This window comes from Burkholderia sp. Ac-20349, from assembly GCF_017104865.1.
Classification (GTDB): Bacteria; Pseudomonadota; Gammaproteobacteria; order Burkholderiales; family Burkholderiaceae; genus Burkholderia; species Burkholderia aenigmatica.
The window spans coordinates 13,349-26,494 of record NZ_JAAGPM010000036.1 but is presented as its reverse complement, the minus strand read 5'-3'; the positions used below and the strand labels follow the sequence as shown (position 1 = coordinate 26,494).

The 13,146-nt window shown below is 65.1% G+C and carries 9 protein-coding genes and 1 tRNA gene; 8 read left to right on the top strand and 2 right to left on the bottom strand.

All coding sequences use genetic code 11. The annotated features are described in order from the left end of the window. Window positions 1-75 precede the first annotated feature (75 nt). The 7 genes from G3N61_RS14525 (at window position 76) to G3N61_RS14495 (ending at window position 8,737) form a co-directional block, all read left to right on the top strand. Window positions 76-1,296: an NAD(P)/FAD-dependent oxidoreductase gene (locus tag G3N61_RS14525; protein WP_043177767.1), complete on the top strand. Its 1,221-nt coding sequence runs from the start codon at window positions 76-78 to the stop codon at window positions 1,294-1,296. A 107-nt stretch (window positions 1,297-1,403) separates the two neighbouring features. Continuing rightward, window positions 1,404-1,616 carry a 30S ribosomal protein S21 gene (gene rpsU, locus G3N61_RS14520; RefSeq protein ID WP_006479415.1) on the top strand — a complete coding sequence of 71 codons (213 nt, stop codon included), beginning with the start codon at window positions 1,404-1,406 and terminating at the stop codon, window positions 1,614-1,616. A gap of 201 nt (window positions 1,617-1,817) precedes the next feature. Further along, entirely contained in the window at window positions 1,818-2,264 is a 447-nt protein-coding gene (locus tag G3N61_RS14515) for a GatB/YqeY domain-containing protein (protein ID WP_043177763.1), read from the top strand. 71 nt (window positions 2,265-2,335) lie between these two features. After that, on the top strand, window positions 2,336-4,210 hold the full coding sequence (gene dnaG / locus G3N61_RS14510; protein WP_205822825.1) for a DNA primase: 1,875 nt from the start codon (window positions 2,336-2,338) through the stop codon (window positions 4,208-4,210). A gap of 88 nt (window positions 4,211-4,298) precedes the next feature. Next, window positions 4,299-6,722: an RNA polymerase sigma factor RpoD gene (rpoD, locus tag G3N61_RS14505; protein ID WP_205822824.1), complete on the top strand. Its 2,424-nt coding sequence runs from the start codon at window positions 4,299-4,301 to the stop codon at window positions 6,720-6,722. A gap of 129 nt (window positions 6,723-6,851) precedes the next feature. Then, window positions 6,852-6,927: transfer RNA gene (locus tag G3N61_RS14500), tRNA-Ile, on the top strand. 259 nt (window positions 6,928-7,186) lie between these two features. Beyond that, entirely contained in the window at window positions 7,187-8,737 is a 1,551-nt protein-coding gene (locus G3N61_RS14495) for a phospholipase D family protein (RefSeq protein WP_205822823.1), read from the top strand. 22 nt (window positions 8,738-8,759) lie between these two features. Here G3N61_RS14495 and G3N61_RS14490 read toward each other — a convergent pair whose 3' ends face one another. After that, window positions 8,760-10,226, bottom strand: a complete 1,467-nt coding sequence (locus G3N61_RS14490) for a PLP-dependent aminotransferase family protein (protein WP_205822822.1) — start codon at window positions 10,224-10,226, stop codon at window positions 8,760-8,762. Window positions 10,227-10,541: 315 nt separating this feature from the next. On the opposite strand from G3N61_RS14490, the gene G3N61_RS14485 reads away from it, so the two are divergent. Beyond that, window positions 10,542-11,192 (top strand): pyridoxamine 5'-phosphate oxidase family protein, encoded by a 651-nt coding sequence (locus tag G3N61_RS14485; RefSeq protein WP_205822821.1) that lies wholly within the window; start codon window positions 10,542-10,544, stop codon window positions 11,190-11,192. 138 nt (window positions 11,193-11,330) lie between these two features. Here G3N61_RS14485 and G3N61_RS14480 read toward each other — a convergent pair whose 3' ends face one another. Continuing rightward, window positions 11,331-13,034, bottom strand: a complete 1,704-nt coding sequence (locus G3N61_RS14480; protein WP_205822820.1) for a DUF3300 domain-containing protein — start codon at window positions 13,032-13,034, stop codon at window positions 11,331-11,333. Window positions 13,035-13,146 lie beyond the last annotated feature (112 nt).

The following is a 13,146-nucleotide window of genomic DNA, read 5'->3' as shown; positions in this document are numbered from 1 at the left end:
GAAATTATAGCAGGCGAGGGCCTGCCGCCGCTGGCGGCGGCCCGGGCCCGATGCCGGGCAGGTACAATCCGCGCCATGGAAACTTATGACATCGCCGTGATCGGCGCCGGCGCGGCCGGGATGATGAGCGCCGCGGTTGCCGGGCAGCTCGGCCGCCGCGTCGTGCTGATCGATCACGCGCCGCGGCTCGCCGAGAAGATTCGCATCTCGGGCGGCGGCCGCTGCAACTTCACGAACCTGTACGCCGGCCCCGACAACTATCTGTCGTCGAATCCGCATTTCGCGCGCTCGGCCCTGGCGCGCTATACGCCGCGCGATTTTCTCGGGCTGCTCAAGCGTCATCATGTGACCTGGCACGAAAAGCACAAGGGCCAGCTCTTTTGCGATCACGGCAGCGACGCGGTCATCGACGTGCTGAAGCACGAGTGCGATGCGGGCGGCATCGCGTGGCGCCGGCCCGTCGTCGTCGACGCGGTGCGCCACGCGCCGGCCGACGGCTTCATGCTCGACACGCAGCAGGCGGGGACGATCGGTGCGCGCGCACTGATCGTCGCGACCGGCGGCCTGTCGATCCCGAAGATCGGCGCGACCGACTTCGGCTACCGGCTGGCCAAGCAGTTCGGCCACAAGCTCATCGATACGCGGCCCGCGCTCGTGCCGTTGACGTTCGCGCAGCAGGACTGGGAGCCGTTCGCGGCGTTGTCCGGCGTATCGCTCGAAGTGCGCGTCTCGACCGGAGACAAGAAGCGCGGCGGCGAATTCGTCGAGGACCTGCTGCTGACCCATCGCGGCCTGTCCGGGCCCGGGATCCTGCAGATCTCGAGTTACTGGCAGCCTGGCGACCCGATTCGCGTCGATCTGTTGCCGCAGCGCGACACGGTCGCCGACCTGCTCGATGCGAAGCGCACGTCGAAGCGCCAGATCGGTTCGCTGCTCGCGGACTGGGTGCCGTCGCGCCTCGCGCATGCGTGGCTCGACACGCATCGCGTCGCGGCCGACGCGCGGCTCGCGGACCTGCCCGACAAGACGCTGCGCCAGATCGGCGACGCGCTGTCCGGCTGGACGCTGACGCCGAACGGCACCGAGGGCTACAAGAAGGCCGAAGTGACGAAGGGCGGGGTCGATACGCGCGACCTGTCGTCGGCGACGATGATGAGCACGCGCGTGCCCGGGCTGTTCTTCGTCGGCGAGGCGGTGGACGTGACGGGCTGGCTCGGCGGCTACAACTTCCAGTGGGCGTGGGCGTCCGGCACGGCGGCCGGGCAGGCCGCGGCGGAGTATGCGCGCGGCGCCTGACGGGGCCGGGCTGGCGCCGTTTTGACGGGACCAGGCCCCGTGCCTTTAGGCAATCGCTCTGCTATACTCGGTAGTCTTTCCTTGCAAACCTTTATTCGTGTCGGATCATGACGATCATTCGCGTTAAAGAGAACGAGCCGTTCGAAGTTGCAATGCGTCGCTTCAAGCGCACGATCGAGAAGAACGGTCTGCTGACCGAGCTCCGAGCGCGCGAGTTTTACGAGAAGCCGACCGCGGAGCGCAAACGCAAGAAGGCTGCTGCAGTGAAGCGTCATTACAAGCGTATCCGCAGCCAGACGCTGCCGAAGAAGCTGTACTGAACGATTGGGCGCCGCGCGGTTCGCTGAGCGGCGCACCGGCGACTCCGTGCGATCGAGGAAGATCGAGCATGATCGTGCGACCGATCAGGCGAGCCGCCGATGCCGGATTCGAGCAACCCGCTTGAGACACTGTCCCAAGCGGGTTTTTGTGTTGACGTCCGTTCGCGGGCGTCGAATTCACGTTTCCTTCCCGGGTGAAAGATGAGTTTGAAAGAGCAGATCAGCGAAGACATGAAGGCCGCGATGCGCGCGAAGGAAAGCGAGCGCCTGGCAACGATTCGCCTGCTGATGGCCGCGATCAAGCAGCGCGAAGTCGACGATCAGATCACCCTCGACGACGCGGGCATCACGGCCGTGATCGACAAGATGATCAAGCAGCGCAAGGATTCGATCAGCCAGTTCCAGGCAGCCGCCCGTGACGACCTCGTCGCGAAGGAGCAGGCTGAACTGGTCGTGCTGAGCGGCTACATGCCCGAGCAGCTGTCGGAAGCCGAAGTGGCTGCCGAAGTCCAGGCTGCGGTCGCGCAGACGGGCGCCGCCGGCCCGCAGGACATGGGCAAGGTGATGGGCGTGCTGAAGGGCAAGCTCGCCGGCCGTGCCGACATGACGGCGATTTCCGCGCTGGTCAAGGCCGCGCTGACGAAGTAACCCCTGTTTCCCCGGCGCGCGCAGTGCGTGGGCCGGGGTGTCGTATTGTCTTTTTTTCGCTCGATCCCACGGTGATTCCGCATTCGTTCCTGCAGGACTTGCTGAACCGCGTCGATATCGTCGACGTGGTGGGTCGGTACGTGCAGCTCAAGAAGGGCGGCGCCAACTTCATGGGGCTGTGCCCGTTCCACAACGAGAAGAGCCCGTCGTTTACCGTCAGTCCGACCAAGCAGTTCTATCACTGCTTCGGTTGTGGCGCGCACGGCACGGCGATCGGCTTCCTGATGGAACACGCGGGGCTTACGTTCCCCGAAGCCGTGCAGGAACTCGCGCAGTCCGTCGGGCTGACCGTGCCGCACGAGCCGTCGATGCGTGGCGGTGGGGGCGGAGGCGGGGGCGGCGACTATCCGGCGCCGGTGTCGAAATCGGTCGCGACCGCGTTGTCCGATGCGATGACCGCCGCATGCGATTACTACCGCAAGCAGTTGCGCGGTGCGACCGTCGCGATCCAGTACCTGAAGAACCGGGGCCTGACCGGCGAGATCGCCGCGCGCTTCGGTCTTGGTTATGCGCCGGATGGCTGGCAGAACCTCGAAGCCGCGTTCCCGGACTATCGCGACGAGTCGCTCGTCGAGTCGGGGCTCGTGATCGTCAGCGAGAAGACCGATGCGCAGGGCGTCGCACGCCGCTACGACCGGTTCCGCGAGCGGATCATGTTCCCGATCCGCAACGTGAAGGGCCAGGTGATCGGCTTCGGCGGCCGCGTGCTCGGCAGCGGCGAGCCGAAGTACCTGAACTCGCCCGAAACCCCGCTGTTCAACAAGGGCAGCGAGCTGTACGGCCTGTTCGAGGCGCGGCTCGCGATTCGCGAGCGCAAGTACGTGCTGGTCGTCGAAGGCTACATGGACGTCGTCGCGCTCGCGCAGCTCGGGTTCCCGAACGCGGTCGCGACGCTCGGCACCGCGTGCACGCCGATTCACGTGCAGAAGCTGCTGCGCCAGACCGATACGGTCATTTTCAGTTTCGACGGCGATTCGGCCGGGCGGCGGGCGGCCCGGCGCGCGCTCGAGGCCTGCCTGCCGCATGCGGGCGACAACCGCACGATCCGGTTCCTTTTTCTGCCGGCCGAGCACGATCCGGACAGCTATGTACGCGAGTTCGGCGAGGCGGCGTTCTCCGAGCAGGTCGAGCGCGCGATGCCGCTGTCACAATTTCTGCTGAACGAAGCAATTTCCGGCAAGGCACTCGACCAGCCGGAAGGCCGCGCGAAGGCGCTGTTCGACGCGAAGCCGCTGTTGCAGGCACTGCCCGCGAACGCGTTGCGCGCGCAGATCATGCACATGTTCGCCGATCGCCTCGACATCCCGTTCGAAGAGGTCGCGGGGCTGTCAGACGTCGATACGCGGATCGCGGCGCCACCGCGCCAGGCACCCCCGCGAAGCGAGCGGCGTCGCGTGACGGACAGCGAAAAGCGTGCGTTGCGCACGCTGGTGATGCATCCGCGCATCGCGACTCAGCTCGACGACGAGCAGCTCGCGACCCTGCGCGCGTTGCCGCGCATCGGCGAACTGTTCGCGGAAGTCGTCGATCACGCGCGCGCACTGGGCGACGGCGCGGAGTTCCGGCTGCTGTCGGATGTCCTGCGGACGTCCTCGAATGGAGCGACTTACGAGGAAATCTTCCGCGAAATTCTGGACTATGATGAAAACGTCCGCGACTTGCTGTTACAGAATCCGGAAGACGAGACGGTGCCCGAGCGGCAGCGTGAACAGGAACGGATCGCGGGGGAGGAACTGCAGGCGGCGGTACTCAAGATGCGTTACGACGCCTGCTGCGACCGGCTTGACAGGCTGGCGCGGCAATCCACCTTCACACCCGAGGAATTGGCCGAATTGACGGAATTGAACCAGCAGCGAACCGACATGAAGCGTCGGCTCGGGCTGTAGGCGGCCGGGGAGCTTAGAGAGGGCTCCCCAGCGTGCTATAATATAAGGTTTCCAGCGGTTTGTTTTCTAAGCAGAGGCGAGAATCGCGATGGCAAAGACGACAGGCGGAAAGAAAGCAGCAGGCAAGGGCTCGACGGAGCCGACCAAGAAGGTCACAGCGGCCAAGTCTGCTTCTTCCACCAGGACAACGTCTTCAGCCACGTCAGCCCCAGCAGGAAAGAAAACCGCGGCCGGCACTGCTCAAGCTGCGCCGGTGCAGGCAGCCAGAACACGGGCTGCCGCCAGACCCGACTCCGGGCCGGCCAAGCCGGCGGCGAAGCGGGCAAGTGCGAAAAGCGCAAGGGACACGACTGCCGCCGCGGACGAAACGGCAGTACGTACTACTCATGCACCCACGGTTCAACCGGCTGTCGTCCAGCAGCCGCGAGTCGATATAGCCGGTACGGCGAACTCCATGACCAAAAAGCTGAACGAAGTATCCGTCGAAGACGACGCAAATCAGAGCGACGAGCAGCCCGCAGCAGCAGCGGCGGCTGCACCGGGCAAGTCCAAGGTGCGCGATCGTCGTGCCAAGGAAAAGGCGCTACTGAAGGAAGCGTTCGCGACGAGCACGCCGGGTACGGCCGAGGAGCTCGAAGAGCGCCGCGTGAAACTGCGCGCGCTGATCAAGCTCGGCAAGGAGCGCGGCTTCCTGACGTACGCCGAAATCAACGACCACCTGCCGGACAACTTCACCGAGACCGAAGCCCTCGAAGGCATCATCGGTACGTTCAACGACATGGGCGTGGCGGTCTACGAGCAGGCGCCGGACGCGGAAACGCTGCTCCTGAACGACAACGCGCCCGCCGCGTCGTCGGACGATGAAGTCGAAGAGGAAGCGGAAGTTGCGCTGTCCACCGTCGATTCGGAATTCGGCCGCACGACCGATCCGGTCCGGATGTACATGCGTGAAATGGGCACGGTCGAGCTGCTTACGCGCGAAGGCGAAATCGAGATCGCGAAGCGGATCGAGGACGGCCTGCGCCACATGGTGATGGCAATCTCCGCATGCCCGACGACGATCGCCGACATCCTCGCGATGGCTGAACGCGTCGCGAACGAAGAGATCCGCGTCGATGAGCTCGTCGACGGCCTGCTCGATCCGAATGCTTCGGACTCCGCCGATACCGACGGCTTCTCCGCGAAGGAAGCGGAAGCCATCGAGAACGAGGACGAGGAAGCCGAAGAGGAAGAGGAAGAAGAGGAAGAGGAGGAAGATGACGGTGCCGCACAGGCATCGGCCAACGCCGCCCAGCTCGAAGCCCTCAAGCGCGCCTCGCTCGACAAGTTCTCGCAGATCAGCGAGTGGTTCGACAAGATGCGCCGCGCGTTCGAAAAGGAAGGCTACAAGTCGAAGGCCTACCTGAAGGCGCAGGAAACGATCCAGACCGAACTGATGACGATCCGCTTCACCGCGCGTACCGTCGAACGCCTGTGCGACACGCTGCGTGCGCAGGTGGACGAAGTGCGCCAGGTCGAACGTCAGATCCTGCACATCGTCGTCGACAAGTGCGGCATGCCGCGTTCGGAATTCATCGCGCGCTTCCCGGGCAGCGAGACGGATCTCGACTGGTCCGAGAAGGTCATGGCCGAAGGCCATTCGTACAGCGCGGTGCTGTCGCGTAACGTTCCGGCGATCCGCGAACAGCAGCAGCGCCTGCTCGACCTGCAGGCGCGCGTCGTGCTGCCGCTGAAGGACCTGAAGGAAACCAACCGCCAGATGGCGGCCGGCGAACTGAAGGCGCGCCAGGCGAAGCGCGAAATGACCGAGGCGAACCTGCGTCTCGTGATCTCGATCGCGAAGAAGTACACGAACCGCGGCCTGCAGTTCCTCGACCTGATCCAGGAAGGCAACATCGGCCTGATGAAGGCGGTGGACAAGTTCGAATACCGTCGCGGCTACAAGTTCTCGACCTATGCGACGTGGTGGATCCGTCAGGCCATCACGCGCTCGATCGCGGACCAGGCGCGCACGATCCGTATTCCGGTTCACATGATCGAGACGATCAACAAGATGAACCGCATCTCGCGGCAGATCCTGCAGGAAACCGGTCTCGAGCCGGATCCGGCAACGCTCGCCGAGAAGATGGAGATGCCGGAAGACAAGATCCGCAAGATCATGAAGATCGCGAAGGAGCCGATCTCGATGGAAACGCCGATCGGTGACGACGACGATTCCCATCTCGGCGACTTCATCGAGGACACCAACACGGTCGCGCCGGCGGATGCCGCGCTGCATGCAAGCATGCGCGACGTCGTGAAGGACGTGCTCGATTCGCTGACGCCGCGCGAGGCGAAGGTGCTGCGGATGCGTTTCGGTATCGAGATGAGCACGGATCACACGCTCGAGGAAGTCGGCAAGCAGTTCGACGTCACGCGTGAGCGGATCCGTCAGATCGAGGCCAAGGCGCTGCGCAAGCTGCGTCACCCGAGCCGTTCCGACAAGCTGAAGTCGTTCCTCGAAGGGAACTGATTTCCAGCGTCTCTCCTGCGAACGCCGCCGGTATCTGCATGATGCCGGTGGCGTTTCTCCCCTTTGTTGTTACAATGCCGGCCCGGCTTCTTTGTCGGGGCAGCGTGTGACACGCTTTGCTTCTCATCAGGGCTTGTAGCTCAGCGGTTAGAGCAGTCGACTCATAATCGATTGGTCGCGGGTTCGAACCCCGCCGGGCCCACCAGATTTCATGCGCGCGATTGCGCGGCATGCCGAAAACCCGCGATGGCTTCATGCGTCGCGGGTTTTTCTTTGCGTGGACGCGTGACGCGCATCCGGATCGGGAAATTACCGAGAAAGTGCCGCGCCGCTGTCAATCCAAGTATGCTGTAGCGCGGCCGTTTCACATGCAACACCGATTGCGGCCGAAGGAAAGCCCAACAGCCCCGCGATCCATCCGGCGGCAAGAATAAACAGACTTCGGCGGGAGTGGGACGGCAATCATGACCATGCTGCGTTCGTGGGGTGCGATTCTCTCGTTGCTGGCGCTCGTTGCATGCGCGAGCCTGCCGCCGCAGGCCGATCGCGTACAGACGCACGCGTACACCGATACCGACAACACGCGACTGGGCGTTGCGTTCCAGCGGCAGGCCAGTACGCACCCGGGGCAGGACGCGTTCCATCTGTTGATCGATCCGGTCGACGCGCTGGATGCGCGCGTGTTGCTTGCCGATCGCGCGGACCGCTCGCTCGACCTTCAGTACTACATCTGGCACGACGACCTGACCGGGCACGAACTGGCCGACGCGATCATTCGCGCGGCCGATCGCGGCGTGCGGGTCCGTGCGCTGCTCGACGATCTCGGCACGAACGCGGACGACCGCAAGCTGCTCGAGATCAGTTCGCATCCGAACATCGAAATCCGGCTGTTCAATCCGGTCGCCACGCGCCGGTTCAAGAAGATCGGCACGGTGTTCGAGTTCTCGCGCGTCAACCGGCGCATGCACAACAAGGCGATGATCGCGGACAACCAGGCGGCGATCATCGGCGGCCGCAATATCGGCGACGAGTATTTCGGCGCGTCGTCGATGCTGGAATTCGGCGATCTCGATGTCGTCGTCCACGGCCCGGTCGTGAAGAACATCTCGACCGAATTCGACACGTTCTGGAATTCCCCGTACGCGTATCCGATCGGTGCGCTGGTCGGACACGATGCGGCGCCGGGTGGGCTGGACCGCGAGCGCGAACGATTGCGCGACTACCTGAGGACCATGGAGGACAACCCGTACGTACTCGAGGCGAGGCAACGGCTCGACCAGATTGTTCACGGGGCGGGCACGGAACTGTCGTGGGGCCACGCGACGGTGCTGTACGACGATCCGTCGAAGATCGCGCACGCGCCGAAGGACAGCGACGGGCACCTGATGCCGCAGTTGCGGGCGCTCGCATTGCAGCCCGAGCATGACCTGCTGATCGTGTCGCCGTATTTCGTGCCGGGCAAGGAGGTCGTCGAGCGGCTGCGCGCGCTCACGGCGCGCGGCGTGCGCGTCACGGTGCTGACCAACTCGCTCGCGTCGACCGACGTGGCGGCCGTGCATGCGGGCTACCGGCAATACCGCAGCGATCTCGTGGCGGCCGGCGTGCGGCTTTACGAACGGCGGCCGTCGGGCGACAAGAGCATTTCGAAGAAAGTGATCATCGGGTCGTCGCGCGCGTCGCTGCATGCCAAGACCTACGTGTTCGACCACAAGAGCATTTTCATCGGGTCGATGAATCTCGATCCGCGCTCGCTGAACCTCAATACGGAAATCGGCGTGTACTGCGAGAGTCCGGCGATTGCGTCGCAAGTGGCAAACGATCTGGAAGGGCGGCTCGATCGAATTGCGTGGCGGGTCGAGTCGAGGACCGATCCGGCGGGCAAAGGGCAGCTCAAGTGGATTCAGACCGATTCGGACGGGAAGGTCACGGAGCTCGATCACGAACCGGAAGTGTCGGCCGCGCGGCGGATGGAAATCTGGTTTCTCGGGCTGCTTCCGATCGAATCGCAACTGTGAGCGGCGATGCCGCGTGCGACGCTCAGCAACGCGTGCGGCCGAGCTGCTCGATGACGGCCGCGAGCTGCATCGTCGCGGTCTCGATCGTCGCGTCGTTCAGGCCGGCGTATCCCAGCACGAAGCCGTTGTACGGCCGGCCGTCGCCGACGCGATAGCTGCTCAGCGGCTGAAGCAGCAGGCCATGCGCGGCCGCGGCGCGGGCGACGTCGGTATCGTGCAGCGGCATCGCGAGATCCGCCGACAGATGCATGCCGCCCGGACTTTCGCGAACACTCAGCGCGGTGCCGAGGTGGCGGGCGAGTGCCGCTTCGAGGCTGCTCCGTCGCTCGGCGTACAGCATCCGCATCTTGCGCAGGTGCCGCGCAAAGAGGCCCGTGTCGATGAATTCGGCCATCGCCAGTTGGTCGGCCGAGTGGCCGCGATGGACGAGTTCGCGCAGCGTTCGGGTGAAGCGTTCGACCAACACCGGCGGAACCACCATGAAGCCGAGCCGCAGGGCGGGAAACATCGTCTTGCTGAAGGTGCCGAGATAGCAGACCGGTGCGTCGGCATGCAGGCCCTGGATCGCGGGCAGCGGCTGGCCGCCGTGGCGGAACTCGCTGTCGTAGTCGTCCTCGATGATCCACGCGCCGCACGCACGAGCGTGCTCGACGAGCGCCGCGCGCCGCCGGGGGCTCATCAGCGCGCCAAGCGGGTATTGATGCGATGGCGTCGTATAGATCAGCCGCGGCGGCCGGGTGCGCCACTGTTCGTCGGTGGGCGCCATCCCTTCGTGGTCGACCTCGATCGGCACGAGCGCCAGGCCGGTCGACCGGAATGCGGTTCGGGCGCCGTTGTAGCAGGGGTTCTCGAGCCAGCCGAATTCACCGGGATTCGCCAGCATGCGCGCGCACAGTTCGAGGCTGCTTTGCGTGCCGTCGGTGATGAATACCTGGCCTGTGTCGCAGCGCACGCCTCGCGAGACCCGGATATAGGCGGCCACGGCGCGCCGCAATTCGGGCAGCCCTTCGACCGGGCCATAGGCGAGCTGCGCGGGTTTGATGACTTTCCATGCGCGCTCGATGCAACGACGCCATGGGGTAACGGGGAATTCATCGAGCGACGGCAGGCCAGGCACGAACGGCAGCATGCGTTCGGGTTCGGGATCGGCGTTCTCCAGCCCATGCACGCGCTCGGACAATTGAACCGGGGCCGGGCCGCTGTCGAGCCCGGCGCTCGAACGGCCGCATCCGTCCCAGAGCGTGATCGTACCGTTGCGCGTAGCCGCCACGAAGCCTTCTTCGGCAAGGCGCTCGTACGCATAGACTGCCGAATTGCGCGCGATGCCCAGCTCCGCCGCGAGCACGCGCGTCGACACGAGCCGTGTGCCGGACGGAATGTGTCCGTCCAGCAGCAGGTTGCGCAGGCTCCGGTAGAGGGCTTCCTGCTGGCTGTGTCGGGTCGTGCCGTCCTGTCTGGAAAGCGATGAGATGAGCAGCGCGAGATCCATGGGCTGGTTCTAGAATTTTTCGTTGAGCTGGTTCTTTTGAAGATTCGACGCGCATCGTATCGTTCACGTTCTCGCGGTGCCGGCCGGCGCGCGGGTCATTCCGGCGATCGTCCACGATAGCGGCACACGCGTATTTTGATCGATTTGGCAAGCGACTGTCGATGGGCCGATCGACAGGGCGGCGCAGCCGTGGAAGCCGCACGCATCCGATTCGATCAACTTCGGAGTGCAAAACTATTCAGAGTGGATGCCCGCGTCGTGTCGGAATGCGGGCCGCTCGATGCGTGCAAGCGCGCGCGAACAGGAACACGAAACATGAAAGACCAGACCGCCATCTCTCCCACGTCCCGCACCACCATTCGCCGCCTGCCGGAACTGGCGAACCGCGATCGCACGATGCTTCATCGCGTCGTGGACGAGGCCTACGTCTGCCATGTCGCGTTCGGTGCAGGCGACGACACGCACTGCATCCCGACCGCGCACTGGAGACGGGGCGATGACCTCTATATTCACGGGTCCAACGGCAGCCGGATGATCAAGGCGCTGTCGGCGGGCGCGCAGGCGTCCATCGCGATTACGTTGCTGGACGGTCTCGTGCTGGCCAGGTCGGCCTTCAACCATTCGATGAATTACCGATCCGCGGTGATCTACGGACGGTTCGAGGTGGTGGAGGGCAGTGCGGACAAGCTGATGGCGCTGGATGCCTTGATGGACAAGATCGCGCCCGGTCGCAAGCATGACGCGCGGCCCGGCAATGAGAAGGAACTCAATGCGACCAGCGTGCTGCGGATTGCGCTTGAGGAAGCCGCCGTGAAAGTCAGCGATTCAATGCCGTCCGACAAGGACGAAGATCTCGCGCTCGCCGTCTGGACGGGGATCCTGCCGCTGAAGACGACGCGCGGCGCACCGGTTCATGCCGACGGCACCATGCCGGTGCCGGACTACGTCCGCAACTGGGCCGAGTGAGTTGCGCGACAAGGCCGCGCGGTTTTGCGGAAAGCGGCAGCGCGCGGTGTTTGGAGCCGTGTCGCTTTCGCATGGCAGCGAGACGCGACCTTCACGGGCCGACAGCGAGAAGGTCGCGCTGTCGTAACGGCGTGCGTTTCACTCGGTGCGATGCTCATGCGCGTCGTGCGGCGGATGCGACTCCGCAGCGTGCGGATGCGGTGCGGGCGCGTGCTCGGGGGCCGGTTGCCGCGGCGGTTGTGCCGCGTGTTCCTGAGGGTGCGCTTCGTTGTGCGGCGGCGCCTCCTTGTGCAGTTGCTGCTGGGCCTCGTTACGTTGCTGCGTTGCTTCGCGCTCCTGCTGCTGCGCCGCATTGTGTTGCTGCATCTCCTCGCGCTGCTGTTGCTCCGCTGCGTTGTGTTGCTGCATTTCCGCGCGTTGCTGCTGCTGTGCCGCGTTGTGTTGTTGCATTTCCGCGCGTTGCTGCAGTGCCTCGTTGCGCTGTTGTTGCTGCAATTGCTGTTGCTGCACGGTTGCGCGATTTTCCTGCGCGGCGCGCTCCTGCTGCAGCGCCTGCTGATGCTCGTCACGCATCGCGCCGGGCGCATGTTGCGCCGGTGTTTCGGCATGCGGTTCGTTCGTGCGGTTCTGCGCGAATGCGTCGGGCGACGGCCGCGCGCCGGGGCGCGTATCGTTCGCGCCGAAGTGCGGCATCGTCATCGGCACGGCGCCCGGGCGCTGCTCCATGGCCTGCTCGCGCATCGGCGTCGCGCCCGGCTGCATCGTGTTGCGTTCGATCGTCGTGTTCGTCGTGTTGTTGGTGACGTTGCCGCCGTAGTTGTTCGTGATGCGCGTGTTGCGGATATTGGTGATGTTGTTGATCACGGTGGTCGACTTCGTCACATACGTGGTGTGGTTGTACACCACGGCCGGGCGCTGCCAGCCGCCGTTCCAGCCGGGGCCTTCCGGACGCGGCGCGCCCCAGTTCATGCCCCATGCGTGCCAGCCCCAGTCGTGGTGCCCGAAGATCGCGGCGCCGACGGCGATGCCGACGCCGAATGTGATCACGCCGGCGGCAACGACTTCACCCGTGCTGTATGAAGGCGGCCGATACACGTAGCCGGGGTAGGACGAGACCGGCTCGCCGTAGACGACCGTCGGGTTGTAAGTCGGGACATAGACGACGTCGGGCTGGGCCGATTCGATCTCGATGGCCTGCGCGGGCGGCGGCACGATCGCCGGCCCGGCGTAGACGACGGGCGCGTCGGTGGCCGGCGTATAGCCGGACGGTGCGGCCTGCGCGACTTGCGTGACGCGCATCTGGCCGCCCGAGCGGAGATGGCCGGACGTCTGCGCGCGCTGGCGCATCGCCTGGATCGCGTTCATCACGTCGGTCGGATCGTTGTAGTACGCCTGGCCGAGCGACGTGGTCCAGGCCGGGTTCGACGCCATCTGCGACAGCACCGCGGGGAACGCGGTCAACGCCTTGACGGACGGATCCCACGGCTGCGTATCGGCGGCGGTGGCGAGTGCCTGTCCTTTCAATGACGGATTCTGCATCACCCAGTTGTTGGCGGCCGTGACCTGGTCCGGGTACGTTGCCCCCGCGAGCACCAGCGCGACGAGCTTGTCGGGGAACAGCGCGATCGGCGCGACCATCTGGTAGAGCTGATCGGCGGTCGGCGGCGTGTAGGCGACCGGCGTCGAAGCGGGCTGGGCCGCCGCGGCCGCGCTCGCGTCGCTGGCCGGCGCTGCGGCGCTGCTGTCGCCGTTCTTGTTACAGGCCGAGAGGCCGAGCAGCGACACGATGAGGGACGACGCGATCAGCGTTCTGACGGGGCGGTGTGCACGTGTGTTGTTCATGTTGTTCGTTCGGTGTTGTGTCGGCATTGGCAGGCACGCGGGGGGCGCGATCGGCTTGAGCACTGTGCCGCGACCGTACGCGTCTGCTCCGGGGGCATCGGCCGGTGCAGGT